Genomic DNA, 18723 nt, shown 5'->3' on the forward strand with positions numbered 1-18723 from the left:
TAACATGGTGGCGTCGAGGTCTCGATCTCGTGGGCAAGGGCGCCTCGCGCCTGTCCCCATGGCAACGAACATCCAGCCATGACCACATCATCGGAAAGGATCTGCGCGCTGTGAGCACAGAGGCATTCATCTACGAAGCCATCAGAACACCGAGGGGGAAGGGCAAGAACGGCTCCCTCCACTCGATCAAGCCGATCGATCTCGTCACCGGGCTGATCGACGAACTGCGTCGACGCTTCCCGGACCTGGACGAGAACCGCATCTCCGATGTCATCCTCGGCGTCGTCTCGCCCGTCGGTGACCAGGGCGCCGACGTCGCCCGCGCCGCCGTCAACGCGGCCGGAATGCCGGACACGGTCGGCGGAGTGCAGATCAACCGCTTCTGCGCGTCCGGCCTCGAAGCCGTCAACATGGCGTCGCAGAAGGTGCGCTCCGGCTGGGACGAGCTCGTGATCGCCGGCGGTGTCGAGTCGATGTCGCGCGTACCCATGGGATCGGACGGCGGACCGTGGGCGCTGGACCCGTGGACCAACTACCACACCTCCTTCGTGCCGCAGGGCATCGGCGCCGATCTGATCGCCACCATCGAAGGCTTCTCGCGTGAGGACGTCGACGCGTACGCGGTGCAGTCGCAGGACCGCGCCGCAGCCGCCTGGTCCGGTGGCTACTTCGCCAAGTCCGTTGTGCCGGTCGTCGATCGGAACGGAATCCTCGTTCTCGACAACGACGAGCACATGCGCCCCGGTTCCACCGTCGAATCCCTCGGCAAGCTCAAGCCTGCCTTCGAGGGCATCGCGGCCATGGGCGGCTTCGACGACGTGGCGCTTCAGAAGTACCACTGGGTCGAGAAGATCAATCATGTACACACAGGCGGTAACTCGTCCGGAATCGTCGACGGAGCGGCACTGGTGCTCGTCGGCAGCGAGCAGGCCGGCAAGGATCTCGGTCTGACCCCGCGCGCCCGCGTCGTCGCGACCGCCACCAGCGGCGCCGATCCCACGATCATGCTGACCGGGCCCACACCTGCGGCGCAGAAGGTGCTCAAGCAGGCCGGGCTGACCGTCGACGACATCGACATCTTCGAGCTCAACGAGGCCTTCGCGTCCGTCGTGCTGCGCTTCCAGAAGGACCTGAAGATCCCGAACGAGAAGCTGAACGTCAACGGTGGCGCCATCGCCATGGGTCACCCGCTCGGTGCAACCGGCGCCATGATCACGGGCGTCGTCGTCGACGAGCTCGAGCGTCGCGGCGGCCGCTACGGGCTCATCACCCTGTGCATCGGCGGCGGCATGGGCGTGGCCACCATCATCGAGCGAGTCTGAGGTACTGAAACATAATGTCTGACAACATGATTACGTGGGATCAGGATGCCGACGGCATCGTCACCCTGACGATGGACGACCCGAACCAGGGCGCCAACACGATGAACGAGCTGTACAAGGACTCGATGGGTGCCACCGTCGACCGCCTCGAGGCCGAGCGCGACTCGATCACCGGCGTCGTCATCACCTCGGCGAAGAAGACCTTCTTCGCCGGTGGCGACCTCAAGAACATGATCAAGGCCGGCCCCGCCGACACCCAGCAGGTGTTCGACGAGGTGCAGGGAATCAAGGCGCAGCTGCGCCGAATCGAGAAGCTGGGTAAGCCGGTCGTGGCCGCGATCAACGGCGCCGCGCTCGGCGGCGGCCTCGAGATCGCTCTCGCGACCCATCACCGCATCGCCGCGAACATCCCGGCCGTTCAGGTCGGACTGCCCGAGGTGTCGCTGGGTCTGCTTCCCGGCGGCGGTGGCGTCACGCGCATCACGCGCATGCTCGGTATCCAGAACGGCTTCATGACTGTCCTGTCGCAGGGCACCCGATTCAAGGCGCAGAAGGCGCTCGAAATCGGACTGCTGCACGAATTGGTCGACACCGTCGAGGAATTGGTCCCGGCCGCCAAGGCATGGATCAAGGCCAACCCCGAGGGCGGCGTCGCGCCGTGGGATGTCAAGGGCTACAAGATCCCTGGCGGCACTCCGTCGAATCCCTCACTGGCGTCGATCCTTCCGGCGTTCCCGTCGAACCTTCGCAAGCAGATCAAGGGTGCGCCCATGCCGGCGCCGCTCGCGATCCTCTCGGCTGCGGTCGAGGGCGCCCAGGTCGATTTCGACAACGCATCGACCATCGAGTCGCGCTACTTCACCTCGCTCGTCACCGGCCAGGTCTCGAAGAACATGATCCAGGCGTTCTTCTTCGACCTGCAGGCGATCAACGCCGGTAAGTCGCGTCCGGACGGCTACGAGAAGACGCAGTTCAGCAAGGTCGCCGTCCTCGGCGCCGGCATGATGGGCGCGGGTATCGCGTACGTGTGCGCCAAGGCCGGCATCGACGTCGTGCTCAAGGACGTCGAGCAGGCCGCCGCAGACAAGGGCAAGGCGTACTCCGAGGCCATCGAGGCCAAGGCGCTCTCGCGCGGCAAGACCACGCAGGAGAAGTCCGACGCTCTGCTCGCACGCATCCATCCGACCGCCGACGCCAAGGACGTCGAGGGAGCAGACCTCGTCGTCGAGGCCGTGTTCGAGTCGGAGTCGTTGAAGCAGAAGGTGTTCCAGGAGATCGAGGACCTGGTGGCCCCGACGGCGCTGCTCGGCTCCAACACCTCCACGCTGCCGATCACCTCCCTCGCGACCGGTGTGAAGCGGCAGGAAGACTTCATCGGAATCCACTTCTTCTCGCCCGTGGACAAGATGCCGCTGGTCGAGATCATCCGCGGTGACAAGACCTCGGATGCGGCTCTGGCCAAGGCATTCGACCTCGTCCAGGCCATCAAGAAGACGCCGATCGTGGTCAACGACAGCCGCGGATTCTTCACCTCCCGCGTCATCGGCACCTTCATCAACGAGGCCATCGCCATGCTCGGTGAGGGTGTCGAGCCGGCAACCATCGAGCAGGCCGGATCGCAGGCCGGGTATCCCGCACCGCCGCTGCAGCTTTCGGACGAGCTCACGCTCACGCTGATGCAGAAGATCCGCAAGGAGACCTACGACGCCGTCGTCGCGGCCGGTGGAACGCCGCCGGTCGATCCCGCGGGCGAGGTCATCGACAAGATGGTCGACGAGTTCGAGCGTCCGTCGAAGGCCAAGGGCGCCGGGTTCTACGAGTACGTCGACGGCAAGCGCACCGGCCTGTGGCCGGGTCTGCGTGACGCGTTCAAGTCCGGTACGTCGGAGACGCCGTTCCACGACCTGATCGAGCGCATGCTGTTCATCGAGGCCATCGAAACGCAGAAGTGCTTCGACGAGGGTGTTCTCACCTCGACGGCGGACGCGAACATCGGCTCGATCTTCGGCATCGGCTACCCGGCCTGGACCGGCGGTGTGCACCAGTACATCGTGGGTTACGAAGCCGCCGACGGCTCGATCGGCCAGGCCGCATTCGTGGCTCGCGCAGAAGAATTGGCGAAGACATACGGCGAGCGGTTCATGCCGCCGGAGTCGCTGCGCTAGGGGGCTGCGCCACCCGTGCGCGATTTCCGCCCCTATGGGGGCGGAAATCGCGCACGACGTTGGGTCACGAACGCCCCGTACCGAGAGGTGCGGGGCGTTTCGTCCGTTCGGGTGGCGCGAGATCGCGGCCGACTCTAGACCCTGTGCGCGATTTCCGCCCCTCTAGGGGCGGTTTTCGCGCACAGGGTTGTGCCACTCCGGATGCTCGTTCTCGGCCCACTCCGTTGTCACCGATCCAGTGCGCATGCCGCGCATGGCTTCCGGATCGCGGAACGCGTAGACGATGTGGCCAACCACCAGCAGCCCGAATGCCAGGGCGAACCAGTCGTGCACGAATGTCGCTCCGGTACGCCAGGACAGCGGGCTCCAGTCGGGGAAGAACATCACGGTGCCGGTGATCAGGAAGACGATGATCGATCCGGCACACAGCGCCCCGTTGAGCTTCTGACCGGCGTTGAACTTGCCCACGCCCGCAGCTGCGAGGCGACGACCCTTGGAACGCAACCACTTCCAGTCGTCGGCCACGAACCGGTTCAGCAGCGACAGGTCGGAGCGGTACGCCTTGGACACGACGCCGAGGATCAGCGGTACCGGAATCAGGAAGCCGCTCCACACATGGATCAGTTCCACCACATGGCGATTGCCGACCAGAACGGCCAGTGATCCGTTGTACAGGACTGCGGCCGTCAGGATGCAGACGATCACGGTGGCGCCCATGGTCCAGTGAACGTACCGTTCTACCCGGTCGAACCGGTGCCGCTCAGCTTGTCGGGTCATCGTCACGTCCGTTCGATGCGCCGACCCAGCCGTCGATGGAGTATCCACGCGTCTCCCAGTAGCCCGGGACGACGTCGCGGGTCAGCTCGATTCCGCCCAGCCACTTCAGGCTCTTGTAGCCGTACATCGGTGCGACGAACAGTCGGACCGGGCCGCCATGGTCGTGCGTCACCGGGCCGTCGATCATGGTCAGCGCGACGAGGACGTCGTCGCGTCGCGCTTGGTCGAGAGTCAAACTCTCCGTGTAAGTTCCGTCGAACGAGGTGAACCGGACCGCGGTGGCATCCGACGTCGGACCGACAGAGTCGAGGATGTCGGACAGTTTCACTCCGCTCCAGGCGACTTCCGGAACCCGCCACCCGGTGACACATTGGAAGTCGCAGGTCAACGACGTCTGAGGCATACCGTTCAGATCCGAAAGACTGAGTGTCCGAGCTGATTTCACCAGACCGCCGACGGTGAGTGCGTAGTTCGTCTCGTCCTTGCGTGGCGCGCCCCGTGTCACCGAGTAGAAGCGGAACGTGTTGCCGACGGGTATCAGGCCGATGAGTCCGGTGGGATCGTGGTTGCCGATCGGTCCGAGGACGCTGGCCAGACCTTTCTGGATCGCCCCACCGCCGACGATCCCGGCGACGCCCGCGACCGCAAGTCCGAGCACCACCCGCCGGCCCACCGGGGCGCCGGGTACCTCTGTTCGTCTGGCCATGGACTCCACTGTCCACCGAATTCGTTGTTCCGTCACGTTCGAGCAGCCCGCCGGGGATACGGTGGAGCGGTGAAGAGCCCTGTGGTTACCGTCATCGGCGTCGTCCTCGTCCTCGCCGGCCTGCTGTTCAGCCTGCAGGGGTTCGGGGTGATCGGTGGAAGTGCGATGAGCAACACCACGACGTGGTCGGTCCTCGGACCGATCATTCTGATCGTCGGAGTCGTCCTGGTGGTGCTGAGTCGGGGCGGAAGGTCTAGCTACTTCGACTGATTCCTGCGCCACCGCTGAATCAGCTGCGATGCGATGAACAGGGCGATGACGATGATGGCGGCGCCACTCATGTCAGTGGCCCTCGACGTCGGCTCGAGCATCCCGTCGACGTGGTGTGACAACCGTCGTACGAAAGTCACCATGATGGCGCGGTCATCACACCTGACGCGATACCAGGAATCGCCAAGGACCAGATCTCGCTGAACCCGGCCTTGCGAAGGACGAAGTACAGACGGATCGACACGACCAGAGGAGATTTCTACTGGGTCGACTGCCGCAGCGCCACTTTCACCACTTTGCCGCTCGCGTTCCGCGGAAGGGTGTCGACGACGATCAGTTCCTTCGGGTGCTTGTATCGGGCGAGATGTTCGTCGAGCCACCCGGTCAACTGGTCGAGAGTGAGATCGACGGTCGGGTCCGTCAGCGCCACCACCGCGACGGGTACCTCACCCCACCGGTCGTCGGGCCGCCCGATCACGGCTGCCTCGAGAATCCTTGGGTGCGAGAACAGTACGTTCTCGACCTCGGCGCAGTAGATGTTCTCCCCACCGGAGATGATCATGTCCTTCTTGCGATCGACGACGAAGACGAAGCCCTCCTCGTCCTGCCGCACGAGATCACCCGAATGGAACCAGCCACCGCTGAACGCGTCGGCCGTCGCCGTGGGGTTCTGCCAGTACTCGTGCATCAAAGTCGGCCCACGGTAGACGATTTCACCGATCTCGCCGCGGGGTACGTCGTTCATCTCGTCGTCGACGATGCGCGCGGCGATGGTGGGGATGACCGTTCCGACCGACCCGATCTTGCGTAGCGCGTCCTCACCGTCCAGAACGCAGGTGATGGGCGACATCTCGGTCTGACCGAACACGGCAACGTTCAGAGCGTCGGGGAATGTCTCCGACATGGCGCGCAGGACCGTGTCGGACGCCGGCGCCGCGCCCCACGAGATGACCCGCAGTGCAAGCGTTCTCGGGTTGCGTGCCTGTTCTGCGCACATCGCTTGCCATTGCACGGGAACCAGGAACAGGGTGGTGACACGTTCGGCTTCGAGAACGTCGAGCAGCACCGCGGGATCGAAGGCGCCGACGGGGTGGATCACCGTCGGAATGCCCAGCAGCAGAGAGGGAGCGAGGCTGCCGAGGGCGGCGATGTGGAACATGGGGGAGGCGCAGAAGCCCACCTGGTCGTCGCCGTACATGTGCAGCGCGCGTAGGCACGTCAGCGCCTGCGCCTGCATGTTCGCGTGCGAGAGCACCGCGCCCTTGGGGCGTCCGGTGGTGCCGGAGGTGTACATGATGAGTGCGGGAGTGTCGTCGGGGACGTCGACGTCCGGCGCTGGTTCGTTCTCGTCGAGCAGCGAATCGAAGTTGCCACCGCCGACGGCGATCGTCTCGGTCAACGAGCCGACCTGTCCGGCCACGGCCGACGCGAGGGGTTCGAGGGTGGTGTCCGTGATCAGAAGCGTCGCCCCACTGTTCTCCGCGAGGTAGACGACTTCGGGCGGGGTCATGCGGAAATTCACCGGCACCGCGATCGCTCCGAGCGCCGTGACGGCCAGGACGGACTCGAGGTTCTCGGGCCGATTCAACATCAGGATCAGTACGCGGTCGCCGAAACCCACACCGCGCCGGCTCAGCGCTCCCGCGAGCCGGTCCACGCGGTCGTCGAGGCCGGACCATGTCGTGGTCGCGCCGAGAAAACGCAGGGCGACGCCGTCGGGATTCATCATCGCGTGCCGCCGGACCTGGTTGTTCCAGTTGTTGCGTCGCGCGCTGTCGGGTTGGTGACTCACGGCTGGGGAGGTGGCCATGCCGAGAACGATCCCACGGGGTCACCCCCGCTGTGCGCGATTTCCGCCCCTCAGGGGCCGGAAATCGCGCACAGCAGGTGCGGAGCGCCTACCCCTCCCACCACGGGCGAAGCGGCACGTGCGCGTTCGACTTGTCGTCGAGCTTGACCGCCAGAACCTGGTGCAGCTGCACCACGTTGCGCTCGAAGCCGAGACGCGAGCCGGCCATGTAGAGGCCCCACACCTTGGCGGTGCCGATGCCGACCTCGGCGACGCAGGCGTCCCAGTTGTCGACCAGGTTGCGGCACCAGTCGCGCAGCGTGAGTGCGTAGTGCTCGCGAAGGTTTTCCTCGTGCCGAACCTCGAGGCCCACGTCCTGCATCTCGGTGATGATGCGCCCCGACCCGGTCAGTTCGCCGTCGGGGAAGACGTAGCGGTCGATGAAGCCGCCGGCGCGGCCGTTGCTCCGGTTGTCCGGGCGGGTGATGCAGTGGTTCAGCAGTCGCCCGCCGTCGCGCAGCTTCGACTTGATGAACTCGAAGTACGCCGCGTAGTTGGCGACGCCGATGTGCTCGGTCAGTCCGATCGACGAGACCGCGTCGAACCCGGTCTCGGTGATGTCGCGGTAATCGGAGAACCGGACTTCGGCGAACTCGGAGAGGCCCTCGTCGACGACGGCCTTCTGCGCCCACTCCGCCTGCTCACGTGAGAGCGTCGCGCCGATCACGTGGACACCGCGCCGGGCGGCGTAGCGGACCATTCCGCCCCAGCCGCAGCCGATGTCGAGCAAACGGTCGCCCGCTTTGAGGCCCAGCTTGTCGAAGACGAGGCGGTACTTGTTCTCCTGGGCGTCCTCGAGCGAGGCGTCGAGAGTGGGGTACGCAGCGCACGTGTAGGTCATCGACGGCCCGAGCACGTACTCGTAGAACGTGTTCGACACGTCGTAGTGGTGATGGATCGACTCCGCGTCGCGAGTCTTGGAGTGGCGCAGCCCCTCCGCGATCCGGCGCCACCGCGGCAGCGACTCCTGGGGCGGCGGGGCGATGGGCCGAAGCAATTCCCACCCGAGCGAGCGCGTCACCATCGCGAGTGTCTTGGCGGACGGACGCTTGAAGCTGAGGTCGTCGCCCATGACCTTGAGCACCTCGTAGGGGTCACCGGGGTGCACGCCCTCCATCTCGAGGTCCCCGGAGACGTAGGCGCGGGCCATGCCGAGATCGCCGGGAGCCGTTGCGAGGTAGGTCGTTCCGCGCGGGTTCTTGAGAGTCAGGCCGTACGGAGCGTCGGGCGCACCGGCGGTGCTGCCGTCGTAGGCGCTGAACCTGAGCGGGATCTGACCCTCGGCGAACTCTTCGAGAATCTCGGAGATCGTGAGCTTGCGATGAGTGCTCGTCTGTTCTTTGAATGTCGTCATTTGCGTTGCACCGCTTTCGAATACAAATCCAGTAATCTCGAATTCGGGTCGTACTTCTTCTTCAACGTCGAGTACACCTCGCCGCCGTAGAGCACGTCGAATTCTTCCTTGTCGTAGAACGCGTCGGAGTAGAGCGACTTGTGCCCACCCTGCTCGGACACCTTCTTCTCTATCAGCCGATTGGCTGCTCCTTCACGCTGCCCGTCGACTTTGGGCACCGATGACCAGAAGCCGATGTTGACGTACGTGCGGTGTGGCTCGAGCGGGTAGAGGGGCCACGTGCGTGGACCGACCTCTGCGCTCGGGTCGTGAGCGGAGTAACCACCCGATTCACGAAGCCGCAACGGACACAACCACAGTGGCTCGATGGGTATTTCCTCGAGGAACCAGTGGACGAAATCGGCCGTCTTCTCGATCGGCACCTCGACGTCCTGCACCACCCGCTCGCGCGGCGGGTTTCCCTTGCGCTTCTCGAGGCGGTCGCCGATGTCGTATTTCTGGTCGAGTCCGATCAACTTCCAGTAGAAGCTGCTGCGGCGGTACTTCTTCGGCCAGAACCGCCGGATCGTGGGGTTCTGCGCGCCGAACGCGCGGGAGCACCAGAACCAGTCCGTGTCCCACCGCCACAGATAGTCGCGGATGGTCAGTCGATCGGTCTTGGGGGTGTCGCCGTCGTGCTGGATCGAGCGGTAGAAGATCTCGGATCCGGTGTAGTCGCTGACGGGCCCTTCCTCGGCGGTCTGGACGCCGAGGGTCAGGTAGGCCTCGTCCGCGGTGAAGACGACACCGTCGAGGTAGTCGACGGCGATACCGTCGTAACTGCGCTCGGCGACGATCTTGTCCATCGTCGTCTCGAGCGTCTTCAGGTCGTGGAAGCGGACGTGGCGCAACGCCACGTAGGGGAGGACCGGTTCGAGTTCGATGCGCAGTCGGGTCGAATATCCCAACGTCCCGTACGAGTTGGGAAAGCCCTCGAAGAGGTCCGCATGCTCACCGTTCGGCCGCGCGGTGACGATCTCGCCCGAGCCGGTCAGCACGTCGACCTCGAGCAGCGACTCGTGCGGAAGTCCGCTGCGGAACGACGTCGACTCGATCCCCAGCCCGGTGACCGCCCCGCCGAGGGTGATCGTCTTGAGCTGCGGGACGACGAGAGGAACGAGTCCGTAGGGCAGCGTCGCGTCGACCAGGTCCTCGTAGGTGCAGACGCCGCCGACGTCGGCTGTGCGCGCCTCGGGGTCGACGGAGACGACCTTGGCGAGACCCGACACGTCGAGCCCGGGGGCGGTGTTCTTCGGACGCGCGCGGAACAGGTTCGACGTCTTCTTGGCCAGTCGGACGGTGGCGCCGGCCGGAATGGCGCGGTAGCTCTCGAGCAGACGGGCGACTCCGGCGGCGTACGCGGTTTGTCCCATTTCGAGTGGGGCGCCGGTTCCGTCGGCATGATGATCGACAGTGAGAGCCACGCGAGAACGCTATATCGCGATCGTTCTCCTAGCTACCGAAGGCTCACCGAAACGGCGAAACGTCACACAAAAGTTGCGGCAGGGTCGCCCCGCCGTCGCACGCACGTCGCCCATTGGGAAGATGGGTGCCCACATCACTACACAGCGTAGGAGGAACGGCATGGCGCAGGTCAGTGCATCCAGTTCGCTCGACATCTCGGCGGCGCCCGACGCAGTGCTGCGGGCAGTGTCGGACTACGAGACGGTTCGGCCGCGCATTCTCTCCGACCATTACCGCAACTACCGCGTCGAGCAGGGCGGGCAGGGCACCGGGACCGTCGCGGGGTGGACGCTGCAGGCGACCCAGAAGCGGCAGCGCGACGTCCTCGCCACCGTGTCCGTCGACGGGTCGACGGTCACCGAGAAGGACGCCAACTCCTCGATGGTGACCACCTGGTCCGTCGCCCCGAACGGGCAGGGCTCCACCGTCAGCACCACGACGCAGTGGACGGGAGCCGGCGGCATCGGCGGATTCTTCGAGAAGACGTTCGCGCCGCTGGGACTGAAGAAGATCCAGGCCGAGGTTCTGCAGAAGCTGGCCCGCGAGGTCGAGTAGCTAGGCTGTAGGCATCTGTTTTCCCTTTCGAGAGGACACCCACTCGTGCAACCCGGTCAGCAACCCGACATGGCACAGCTCATGGCTCAGGCCCAGCAGATGCAGCAGCAGCTGATGACGGCCCAGGCCGAGATCGCGGCCGCCGAGGTCACCGGTCAGGCCGGGGGTGGGCTGGTGACCGCGACGGTCAAGGGCAGCGGCGAGGTGGTCGCGCTGGCGATCGACCCGAAGGTCGTCGATCCGGACGACGTCGAGACGCTGCAGGACCTGATCATCGGCGCCATCGCGGACGCGTCGCGGGCGGCCTCCGAGGTTGCGACGCAGAAGCTCGGCCCCCTGGCCGGTCTCGCCGGCGGCGGTCTGCCCGGACTGCCCGGGTTCTAGGACCTGACGCGTGTACGAAGGTCCGGTTCAGGATCTGATCGACGAACTGGGCAAGCTGCCCGGCGTCGGCCCGAAGAGCGCGCAGCGCATCGCCTTTCACCTCCTCGCTGTCGAGGCTCCCGACATCGATCGTCTGCAGCGCGCGTTGCAGAAGGTGCGCGACGGGGTGCAGTTCTGCATCGTGTGCGGAACGGTGTCCGACAAGGAGATGTGCCGGATCTGCTCCGACTCGCGGCGTGACCGCACCAAAATCTGTGTGGTCGAGGAGCCCAAAGACGTTCAGGCCGTGGAACGTACACGTGAGTTCAAGGGTCGCTACCACGTGCTCGGCGGCGCGCTCGACCCGCTGAGCGGTATCGGGCCCGATCAGCTGCGCATCCGAGAGTTGTTGACACGCATCGGCAATCAGGTCGATGGCGTGGACGTCTCCGAGGTCATCATCGCCACCGACCCCAACACCGAAGGCGAAGCGACGGCGACCTATCTGCTGCGGATGCTCCGAGACTTTCCGGGGTTGAGCGTCACGCGTCTGGCCTCGGGCCTGCCGATGGGCGGGGACCTCGAGTTCGCGGACGAGCTGACGCTGGGCCGGGCGTTGTCGGGCCGGAATGTGATGAAGTAGGCGCCTTCGGCGCCCGTGCGCGAATTAGTGCCCTCCAGGGGCGGAAATCGCGCACAGCGGTTATCCACAGACCAACCGTTTCCCCAGGTCGCAGTCAATCCTCCGCCGCGTCGATGCTCCACCCTCGTCTGCATGGGGGACGACTGGCAGGAACTTCTCGACATGCAGGACGGCGTCGTGACCACGGCTCAGGCCCTGGCACACGGCTTCACGGAAAAAGGAGTGCGCCACCGGACCCAGTCCGGGCAGTGGGTTCGCGCGCTGTTCGGAGTCCTCGTCGTGACCAACGGCGCACTGACCCGCGATCAACAGCTGCGCGCGGCCCTGCTGTACGGCGGCGCCGGAGCGTTGCTGTCCCATCACAGCGCCGCAGAAGAATGGGGAATGAGCCGGGCGACGGCCGGCCCCGTGCACGTCACCCGGCGATACGGCGCGTCCAGCGTGAGCGCGCCGTCACGAACTCGACCGACGACGCCGAGGCCGACGGGGTCGGGCCTGGCCCTCGTCCACCCCGGTGTCGTCGTGCACCGATCCCGAGCACTGCGGCACATCGGCGTCGACGGCGAGCTCCCCAGGACGTCCGCCGCGGACACCGTGCTCGATCTGGCGCAGAGCGCACCGAACCCACGTGCCGCGATGTGCGTTGCGGTGGACGCGATGTCGTCCGGTCGCGTCCAGCCGTCGACCATGCGGCGGCGCATCGAGTACCGACGACCCCGGCGGTACCTGCGGGCAATCTGCAGGACGCTCGACATGCTCGAATCCGGGGTCCATTCAGTGCTCGAGCATCGCTACGTTCTCGACGTCGAGGACGCGCACGGTCTCCCGCACGGCCGGCGGCAAGCGCCGCACGTGGTCGACGGGCGGGTCCTGTTCGAGGATCTCGACTATTCACCGGACGGCGTGCCGCTTATCGTGCGGCTCGACGGTCAGGAATTCCACACCGCCGTTCAGCGACGGTTCCGCGATCGTCGGCGCGACAACGCGTCGGAGCTCGAGAAGCGGCCGCGCCTGTCGTACGGGTGGGACGACGTGACCGGTGATCCGTGCGGTGTCTACCGGGAGGTCCGGGCCGTGCTGGTCCGGGAAGGGTGGCCCGACCTCAGCCATCCGTGTGCCCGGTGCTCACCGCTGTGCGCGATTTCCGCCCCTGGAGGGCACTAATTCGCGCACAGCAGGGGCTCACCCCGCGCAGTGCAGGGGGTTCACCCCGCACACAGCAGCCGCTCCTCCAACTGCTTGCGCCCCCGGTTCAACCTCGACTTCACCGTCTGCACCCCCACACCCTGATGCTCGGCGATCTCGGCGTAGGACATGTCGCCGAACTCGCGCAGCACCAGTGCAACCCGGAACTCCTCGGGGATGTCCGCCAGCGCCGTGCGTAGCTGGTCGCGGGCGGCCATCCGGTCGCCGAACGACGAAGCCGCCCCGTCCTCGAGGTGCACGGGTTGCTCGGGATCGTTGAAGTCGACGGTGTCGGTCTGCGGCTTGCGCCTACGCACCAGCGCCAGAGCCGCATTGGAGGCGACGCGGTGTAGCCACGTGGAGAAGCGCGCGTCGCCGCGGAACTTGTCGAGGTGCTGCCAGGCGGCGATCAGCGTGTCCTGCACGGCATCCTCGGCGTCCTGCCGATTCCCCGCGATGTTCAGGCATACCGCCCACACCCGATTCTTGTGCAGCCCCACCAGCTGACCGAATGCATGCTGGTCGCCGCCCCGCGCCGCCATCAGCAGCGCCGACTCGTCCAGCGTGGACCCGGCGAGGTCAGTCATGCCAGTGGTGGTCGTCGTTCGGGTGATCGGCCGGGTGCGCATCGTCGACGATGTGGTCCGTGGGATCGTGAGACGGCGCGTCCAGCGTGATGCCGTCGTCGTCATAGGCACTGTCGTGACCGGAGGAGTCCTCAGAGGAATCCACAGAGGAACCGTCGTGACCGTGATCCCCGACCCCGTGATCCCCGACGTCCGAATCCATCGACTCGGGCACGATCAGATCGTCGTCGTACTCGACCACGTCGTCGTCCATCTCGGGGACGACGCTCGGATCGGACTCGGCAGTGTCCGGATCGAACGCGACCTGCAATGCGTTGTCCCACAGCGAGTCCGGCATCACGTAGTCCTGCGCGAGATCGAGCCCGAGCGTGGCGGCGATCGTTGGTTCCTCGGTCATGGCGTTTCCTGTCTCACGAGATCAGTCCGGACCTGGTCAGGAACGTCTTGCCCTGATCGACGCCGATCAGGCCGTACACGTCGACGCTCAGGAAGGTGCTGTTGTTGGCGTAGCGGATGATCGTTCCGTTGGTGCCTTCGGCGCCGGGCGGCCGAACCACCGCTGCCGCAGTGCGATTCGTGTTCTCGACGACGGCGTCGCCGGGGTCGCCTCCGGCTCGGTTGGTCACCACTTCGCTGCGGGCCTGCTGCTCGTCGATGGTGAGGAAGATCGACGCCCGGTCGACGATGTCGGTGGTGGAGATGACGAGACCGTCGACGACGGGCGCGTCTCGGGTGAAGTTGCAGCTGATCTGCAGAGCGTTGTTGTTGGTGAAGGACAACTGCTTGCAGTTCGTGAGGTCTGCGGACAGTGCGGTCGGTACCGCGGCGAGGATCTCGTCCTGCGTCGCGGCCAGGGTGACGGGGCCACTGGCCGAGGTCGTGGTGGTCGAGGGCGACGCCTGCGTGTCGGATCCCGAGTCTCGTGTTGCTAGAAAGGCAACCGCGGCTCCGACGGCGAGCACGGCGACGGTGGCCGCGGCCACGATCGGCAGAGTCTTGCTTCTCGCCTTCTTCTCGACCGACGGCGGCGGGGCCTGCGGCTGCTCCCAGCGCGCCATGAGGGCGTCGCTGCCGGTCATCGGCGGTCTGGTCGGATGTTCGGCGAGCCACGAACTCAAGGCGCCCTGCGCCACGACCGTTTTCGGGTCGTCGAGTGTCGCGACAGGACCGACCTCTTGAAGCGCTCTGTGCACCAGTGGAATACGAGAGGTACCGCCCGTGAGATACAGCGCGCTGATCTGATCCCGATCGATGATTCCGGCGTCGGCGAAGGTCGCCCGCGTCAGGCGCACGGCCGCGTCGATCGGGCCGGCGATCAGCTCGTCGAACTCGTCCCGCGTGAGCTGAAGTGTCTCGTGGAACCCACTGCCCGCCGCCGTGATGGTGGCCGACGGCGCTTCGGAAAGAAGCTCTTTGGCGCGGCGGATGGAATCGTCGAGTTGCTGCCGGACGCCGGGCGGCGCCTCCCTGCGCAGGTACTGCACCAGCTCGGGCGATCGTGCGTCCAGTTGATGATCGACCCACTGCCGGATCAGCGCGTCGAGATTCTTCCCGCCCAATCCGTTGTCACCCCGCGCGGCGAGCACGGTGAACGTCCCGTCGCCGTTCTTGGCCAGCACCGCGACGTCGAGTGTGCCGCCGCCGAAGTCGAAGACCGCGATCTTCGCTCCGTCGGCCAACCGGTTGCTGCGCGCGTAATGAGCTGCGGCGGCGCATGGTTCGGAGATAGTGCTGATCGAACCGGGAGGCATTCCCTGCGACGCGGCGTCGATCAGGGTCTGGATCTGACTCGGCGACCACGCTTCGGGATGGGTGAGCACCAGATGCTGCGGGAGTTGGCCGGCGTGCGCCGCGGTCGCGCGAGACAACACGGCGCGCAGTACCGCGGCGATCGGAGCGGACGTCGGGATCATGAACCCGTTGACTGCGATCGAGGGTTGTCCCACCAGACGTTTCGGCGACGGCAGGAACGCACCGGGGTTGCGTTGCGCTTCGTTGAGGGCGTGGTCACCGACTGCAATGCGGTCGGGCGCGTCGACGAAGACGGCGGACGACATCAGGTTGCTTGTGTGCGAGAGCGACAGCGTCTCGACCGCGCCACTGACCGCGGCCGAGTGGGCGGCCGCCGTGTTCGACGTTCCGAAATCGACGCTGAGCAGCCAATCGGACGGCGTCATCGCGGTGTTCCTCCTCGGTGTGGTTCGCACATGATTACATTCCCCGTCCCTCGGCAAGAACCGTGTAGGCCTGCACGACGTCCACCAACGCGGCGTCCTCGGCTGCGGTGACCGTCGACATGGCCTGCGCCCGGGCGTTTCCGAGCTTGGTCATCGCGTGTGAGCGAACGTGGTCGACGCTCGCGTCCGGTCCGAGCCCCAGACACTGTGCGGGCGTGTGCCCGGTCAACAGCGTGCGCAGTTCGTCGACCAGCGGTGCGCGTGGATCGGCCACCAGTACCCGCTGGAGATCGCCGAGCAGTGCCACCCGCAGCATCGCCGGGTCGCTGCGCATCGAATAGGCGATCGCTCGAATGTTCTCTCGGGCCGGGTGCGCGTAGGCGAGTTGATCGACGTAGTCGAGAACCCGGCGAGCGCGAGAGAGGACCGCGAACTCACCGAGAGAGGTGTGCAGGACCCGATTGAGCTCGGCCACACCCGATTTCGCGGCCAACCACTCGTTCAGCGCCGCCGCGCCTCGGTGCGCGATCTCGCGACCGTGCAGAATTCCGTATTCGCCCAACAGATCCAGGAGGCGATCGCGCACCATCGGAGACAGCGGACTCGGCGCGTCGGACTCCAGGACGTCGATGAGGTCGAGCGGATGCAGCCCGGCCAACGACGCGAGCGCACGCGCATCGTCCTCGACCAGCGCGCCCGTGTGCGACGTCTGGGCCATGAGTCCGGAGATCGGGACGACGGTCGCCACCGTGTCGGCGAGGTCGTGTGCGACCGAGCGTGCGTGTTCGCGCGCGTGGTCGAGCGGATCGCGGCGACCGAGCGCTCCCTCGCCGAAACCGTCGGCGCGCGAGAGGACTCCGAGCGTGTTGAGCGGCGAGAGCGGGAGCTGCTCGAGGAACGCGAGTTCGTCGACGCGCGGGGTGGAGTCGAACAAGAACACCGCTGCGTCCGCGTCCACCGACGCGGTGCGGGTCTGCTCGAACCCGTCGATGAGGACGCGTCGAGTGGCCCGCTCGTTGCGCGTGGTGAGCGTGGCCAGGCCGGGAGTGTCGATGAACGTGAGGTCGCGAATGGCGGCCGAGGGCAGCCACCGATCCACGTAGGCGATGCGTTCCTCCGGAATCGGCAGTGTCGCAACCGAACCCGGAACCAGGTGGACGGGGTGGCGGGTGCCGTCGACGGCGACCGCATCGGCACGTGACGGTGCGCCGTTCTGATAGACGGTCACCACCCGCGTCGCCTCGAGGGCGGCGGTCTCGGCGACCGGCGCCCCGATGAGGGCGTTCACCAGCGTCGACTTCCCGGCCTTCAGGCGGCCGACGACGACGAGGCGCGGCGGCGCCCACAGCGTCGCGCCGATTCTGTTCGCGTGGTCGACCAGGTCTCCGCCCAGTCCGGCGAGTCGATGCAACCCGCGGTCGAGAACGGCATGGACCGGTCCGGGCGCGCCCGCGTTCACGACGCGGCCCGCAGTTCGTCGAGCATGCGTTCGGTCTCGGCGAGACGCTTGTCGATCACGTCGCGGTTGTTCGTCAAACGCTTGAGCTCCTTCTCTCGACGTGCCGCGTCGGTGGAGCCGGCCTCCTTCGCGACGGCGATCTGCCGCTGCAGCTCCTCGATCGAGGTGCGCATGTATTCGCGGTACCGCACCACGATCTCCGGACGAGCCTGTGCCATGGCCATTTCCAGCAATCGTGCGGTGACCGTCTTGGTGAGCGCTATGGTCTCGCGCAACCAGGTGAGCAGATTGGTCTTGCCGGTGCGCATGGCGCGGAAGCCGAGATTGACTCCCACCCACAGTGTTCCGACGACGGCACCCACGCCGAGGAAGGCGGACAGTCCGACCAGACCGCCGAGGGTCGACGATCCCATCACGCCCATCGTCAACAGCGTCGGGTCGAACAGTCCGTGTCGCTTGCTCCCCACCTGCGGTCCTTCGATGTTCTGGGCGCCGAGGGAGTCGACGATGCGTGTGCAGATCTGTTCCCACACGACATCGGAATCGAACCTCGGTGCGACGATCGTGGTGTAGAGCCGCTCCAGGAAACCCGACATCGACTGTGCGAGAGCCTGTTGCAGCTCCGCTTGCATGTCGGCGGTGAACTTCTGGGGACTTCGGCGCAGAACCTCCATGCCGTTCTTGTTGATCGTGTTCGTCCATCGCTGACGGATCTCTTCCAGACGGCGATCACTGTCGTCGATCGACTGCTGGCGCAGCTGCGTGAGGTCGCGCGCGAGGTACTGCTCCCATTCGCGGCTCTCGTCCTTGAGGCGTTCGAGTTCGGCGAGTTGAGCGGTGAGATCGGGGAGCGTCTTGCCGCGACCCTCGACGGCGGCGAGTTCCGAATCGACGCGCCGCTTGATGGTCGACAACCCCTCACGCGTCGTGCGAAGAGCGTCCATCATCGGCAGGTCCTCGGCGGAATCCAAGCGTCGCAACAGTTCCGAGCGCAACGCCGTGATGCCCGACGCCTCCTCCGCATGGTCGCGCGCCGGCCCGGCGGGTATCTCCGACGCCATGACGGCCCGTAGGCTCGACACCCCGATCACGGTGACGTCGCGATGCAGGTGCTCGGCGAGCAGGCGACGATTCTCGTCCGCGATCGCCTTCCACCGGCGAAGGTTCTTGTCCGTCTTCGTTACCGCGACGATCAGGGCGTCGACCGAGGCACCCGCGTCGCGGATGAAGTCCATCTCCGGCGCGGACAGGGGAGACGAGGCGTCGCACGCGATCACCAGCACGCACGCCTGCTGCGCGCTGTGCTTGGCCAGTGTGGCCATCGACGGATCCAGTCCGCCGACGCCCGGAGTGTCCACGATCGTCACGCCGGGGAGTGCGGTGTCCGTGATCGGGATGCTGGCTCGCGTGGGCAGCGACTCGACATGGGCGTCGCGCACGTACTTGCCGCCGACGGTCACCCAGTCCTCGAGGGTCGTGAGCGGTACCTGCTCGGCCCGACCCGGGAACAACAGATCGGCGGTGCCGTCGAGCGGCGGGTCGTTGGTGGGGCAGATGCTCACCGCGACCGTGGTGGCGACGCCGACACCCACGGGGGAGAGGTCACGCCGGCCGACGAGGGCGTTGGCCAGCGAACTCTTGCCTCGTTTGACCTCGCCGACGACCACGACGGTGCGCACCTGACTGTCCCGCTCCGCCTTGCGGGCGGCGAGGTCGGCCACGTCGTCGAGCTTGTAGGCGCGCAGAACCGAAGCTGCGGCGCTCAGGACCGGGTGAATGTCGGTCATGTGGTCCTCCTTGCGTGGCAT

18 protein-coding genes are annotated in these 18723 nt (G+C 66.2%); 7 read left to right on the forward strand and 11 right to left on the reverse strand.

Translation table 11 applies throughout. From position 1 onward, the window contains the following. The first annotated feature begins 110 nt into the window (after nucleotides 1-110). Together AC59JP_RS12115 and AC59JP_RS12120 are read left to right on the forward strand one after the other, a co-directional pair. The gene (locus AC59JP_RS12115) at nucleotides 111-1322 is read left to right on the forward strand and encodes an acetyl-CoA C-acetyltransferase (protein ID WP_497326017.1); all 1212 of its coding nucleotides are present in this window, start codon (nucleotides 111-113) and stop codon (nucleotides 1320-1322) included. Nucleotides 1323-1336: 14 nt separating this feature from the next. After that, nucleotides 1337-3487, forward strand: coding sequence for a 3-hydroxyacyl-CoA dehydrogenase NAD-binding domain-containing protein (locus tag AC59JP_RS12120; protein WP_497326018.1), 2151 nt, complete (start codon nucleotides 1337-1339; stop codon nucleotides 3485-3487). 162 nt (nucleotides 3488-3649) lie between these two features. On the opposite strand, the gene AC59JP_RS12125 is transcribed toward AC59JP_RS12120, so the two are convergent. Next, complete coding sequence (locus tag AC59JP_RS12125; protein WP_497326019.1) at nucleotides 3650-4264, reverse strand: cytochrome b/b6 domain-containing protein; 615 nt, start codon at nucleotides 4262-4264, stop codon at nucleotides 3650-3652. Beyond that, nucleotides 4248-4970 (reverse strand): molybdopterin-dependent oxidoreductase, encoded by a 723-nt coding sequence (locus AC59JP_RS12130; protein WP_497326020.1) that lies wholly within the window; start codon nucleotides 4968-4970, stop codon nucleotides 4248-4250. The genes AC59JP_RS12125 and AC59JP_RS12130 overlap by 17 nt, the downstream gene beginning before the upstream one ends. Before the next feature lie 69 nt (nucleotides 4971-5039). Here AC59JP_RS12130 and AC59JP_RS12135 point away from each other — a divergent pair, with 69 nt between their 5' ends. Next, nucleotides 5040-5240: a hypothetical protein gene (locus AC59JP_RS12135; RefSeq protein WP_497326021.1), complete on the forward strand. Its 201-nt coding sequence runs from the start codon at nucleotides 5040-5042 to the stop codon at nucleotides 5238-5240. On the opposite strand, the gene AC59JP_RS12140 is transcribed toward AC59JP_RS12135, so the two are convergent. The 4 genes from AC59JP_RS12140 to AC59JP_RS12155 all read right to left on the reverse strand — a co-directional run bounded on the left by AC59JP_RS12140 (nucleotide 5228) and on the right by AC59JP_RS12155 (nucleotide 9855). Then, on the reverse strand, nucleotides 5228-5383 hold the full coding sequence (locus tag AC59JP_RS12140; RefSeq protein ID WP_497326022.1) for a hypothetical protein: 156 nt from the start codon (nucleotides 5381-5383) through the stop codon (nucleotides 5228-5230). The two genes, AC59JP_RS12135 and AC59JP_RS12140, sit on opposite strands and share 13 nt — an antisense overlap. 116 nt (nucleotides 5384-5499) lie before the next feature. Further along, the gene (gene fadD5 / locus AC59JP_RS12145; protein WP_497326023.1) at nucleotides 5500-7050 is read right to left on the reverse strand and encodes a fatty-acid--CoA ligase FadD5; all 1551 of its coding nucleotides are present in this window, start codon (nucleotides 7048-7050) and stop codon (nucleotides 5500-5502) included. A gap of 88 nt (nucleotides 7051-7138) precedes the next feature. Further along, nucleotides 7139-8443 carry a class I SAM-dependent methyltransferase gene (locus AC59JP_RS12150; RefSeq protein WP_497326024.1) on the reverse strand — a complete coding sequence of 435 codons (1305 nt, stop codon included), beginning with the start codon at nucleotides 8441-8443 and terminating at the stop codon, nucleotides 7139-7141. Continuing rightward, nucleotides 8440-9855, reverse strand: coding sequence for an FAD-binding oxidoreductase (locus tag AC59JP_RS12155; RefSeq protein WP_497326489.1), 1416 nt, complete (start codon nucleotides 9853-9855; stop codon nucleotides 8440-8442). Before AC59JP_RS12155 ends, AC59JP_RS12150 begins: the two co-directional genes overlap by 4 nt. A 211-nt stretch (nucleotides 9856-10066) precedes the next feature. On the opposite strand from AC59JP_RS12155, the gene AC59JP_RS12160 reads away from it, so the two are divergent. From AC59JP_RS12160 to AC59JP_RS12175, 4 genes are all read left to right on the forward strand, one after another. Beyond that, nucleotides 10067-10501, forward strand: a complete 435-nt coding sequence (locus AC59JP_RS12160) for an SRPBCC family protein (RefSeq protein ID WP_497326025.1) — start codon at nucleotides 10067-10069, stop codon at nucleotides 10499-10501. Between the two features lie 69 nt (nucleotides 10502-10570). Next, nucleotides 10571-10885 (forward strand): YbaB/EbfC family nucleoid-associated protein, encoded by a 315-nt coding sequence (locus AC59JP_RS12165; RefSeq protein WP_497326026.1) that lies wholly within the window; start codon nucleotides 10571-10573, stop codon nucleotides 10883-10885. A 10-nt stretch (nucleotides 10886-10895) separates the two neighbouring features. Continuing rightward, complete coding sequence (gene recR, locus AC59JP_RS12170) at nucleotides 10896-11507, forward strand: recombination mediator RecR (protein WP_497326027.1); 612 nt, start codon at nucleotides 10896-10898, stop codon at nucleotides 11505-11507. Nucleotides 11508-11639: 132 nt separating this feature from the next. Continuing rightward, nucleotides 11640-12671 carry a type IV toxin-antitoxin system AbiEi family antitoxin domain-containing protein gene (locus AC59JP_RS12175; RefSeq protein ID WP_497326028.1) on the forward strand — a complete coding sequence of 344 codons (1032 nt, stop codon included), beginning with the start codon at nucleotides 11640-11642 and terminating at the stop codon, nucleotides 12669-12671. A 41-nt stretch (nucleotides 12672-12712) separates the two neighbouring features. On the opposite strand, the gene AC59JP_RS12180 is transcribed toward AC59JP_RS12175, so the two are convergent. Genes AC59JP_RS12180 through AC59JP_RS12200 form a run of 5 tightly spaced genes read right to left on the reverse strand, consistent with a single transcriptional unit; the run spans nucleotide 12713 to nucleotide 18702 of the window. After that, nucleotides 12713-13279: an RNA polymerase sigma factor gene (locus AC59JP_RS12180; RefSeq protein ID WP_497326029.1), complete on the reverse strand. Its 567-nt coding sequence runs from the start codon at nucleotides 13277-13279 to the stop codon at nucleotides 12713-12715. After that, nucleotides 13272-13676 (reverse strand): hypothetical protein, encoded by a 405-nt coding sequence (locus AC59JP_RS12185; RefSeq protein ID WP_497326030.1) that lies wholly within the window; start codon nucleotides 13674-13676, stop codon nucleotides 13272-13274. The genes AC59JP_RS12180 and AC59JP_RS12185 overlap by 8 nt, the downstream gene beginning before the upstream one ends. Before the next feature lie 13 nt (nucleotides 13677-13689). Next, nucleotides 13690-15456 carry an Hsp70 family protein gene (locus AC59JP_RS12190; RefSeq protein WP_497326031.1) on the reverse strand — a complete coding sequence of 589 codons (1767 nt, stop codon included), beginning with the start codon at nucleotides 15454-15456 and terminating at the stop codon, nucleotides 13690-13692. A 34-nt stretch (nucleotides 15457-15490) separates the two neighbouring features. Continuing rightward, nucleotides 15491-16915 (reverse strand): dynamin family protein, encoded by a 1425-nt coding sequence (locus AC59JP_RS12195; protein WP_497326032.1) that lies wholly within the window; start codon nucleotides 16913-16915, stop codon nucleotides 15491-15493. After that, complete coding sequence (locus AC59JP_RS12200) at nucleotides 16912-18702, reverse strand: dynamin family protein (protein WP_497326033.1); 1791 nt, start codon at nucleotides 18700-18702, stop codon at nucleotides 16912-16914. Before AC59JP_RS12200 ends, AC59JP_RS12195 begins: the two co-directional genes overlap by 4 nt. Between the last annotated feature and the right edge of the window lie 21 nt (nucleotides 18703-18723).

Source organism: Rhodococcus sp. 320_ES, from assembly GCF_059691855.1.

What these genes read in the sequence shown, in the direction of transcription:
- AC59JP_RS12175 (WP_497326028.1), top strand. Translation starts at nt 11,640, where the DNA reads ATGGGGGACGACTGGCAGGAACTTCTCGACATGCAGGACGGCGTCGTG.
- AC59JP_RS12130 (WP_497326020.1), bottom strand. Translation starts at nt 4,970, where the DNA reads ATGGCCAGACGAACAGAGGTACCCGGCGCCCCGGTGGGCCGGCGGGTG.
- AC59JP_RS12180 (WP_497326029.1), bottom strand. Translation starts at nt 13,279, where the DNA reads ATGACTGACCTCGCCGGGTCCACGCTGGACGAGTCGGCGCTGCTGATG.
- AC59JP_RS12150 (WP_497326024.1), bottom strand. Translation starts at nt 8,443, where the DNA reads ATGACGACATTCAAAGAACAGACGAGCACTCATCGCAAGCTCACGATC.
- AC59JP_RS12140 (WP_497326022.1), bottom strand. Translation starts at nt 5,383, where the DNA reads ATGGTGACTTTCGTACGACGGTTGTCACACCACGTCGACGGGATGCTC.
- AC59JP_RS12155 (WP_497326489.1), bottom strand. Translation starts at nt 9,855, where the DNA reads ATGGGACAAACCGCGTACGCCGCCGGAGTCGCCCGTCTGCTCGAGAGC.
- AC59JP_RS12185 (WP_497326030.1), bottom strand. Translation starts at nt 13,676, where the DNA reads ATGACCGAGGAACCAACGATCGCCGCCACGCTCGGGCTCGATCTCGCG.
- AC59JP_RS12165 (WP_497326026.1), top strand. Translation starts at nt 10,571, where the DNA reads ATGGCACAGCTCATGGCTCAGGCCCAGCAGATGCAGCAGCAGCTGATG.
- AC59JP_RS12200 (WP_497326033.1), bottom strand. Translation starts at nt 18,702, where the DNA reads ATGACCGACATTCACCCGGTCCTGAGCGCCGCAGCTTCGGTTCTGCGC.
- AC59JP_RS12125 (WP_497326019.1), bottom strand. Translation starts at nt 4,264, where the DNA reads ATGACCCGACAAGCTGAGCGGCACCGGTTCGACCGGGTAGAACGGTAC.
- AC59JP_RS12120 (WP_497326018.1), top strand. Translation starts at nt 1,337, where the DNA reads ATGTCTGACAACATGATTACGTGGGATCAGGATGCCGACGGCATCGTC.
- fadD5 (WP_497326023.1), bottom strand. Translation starts at nt 7,050, where the DNA reads ATGGCCACCTCCCCAGCCGTGAGTCACCAACCCGACAGCGCGCGACGC.
- AC59JP_RS12160 (WP_497326025.1), top strand. Translation starts at nt 10,067, where the DNA reads ATGGCGCAGGTCAGTGCATCCAGTTCGCTCGACATCTCGGCGGCGCCC.
- AC59JP_RS12190 (WP_497326031.1), bottom strand. Translation starts at nt 15,456, where the DNA reads ATGACGCCGTCCGATTGGCTGCTCAGCGTCGATTTCGGAACGTCGAAC.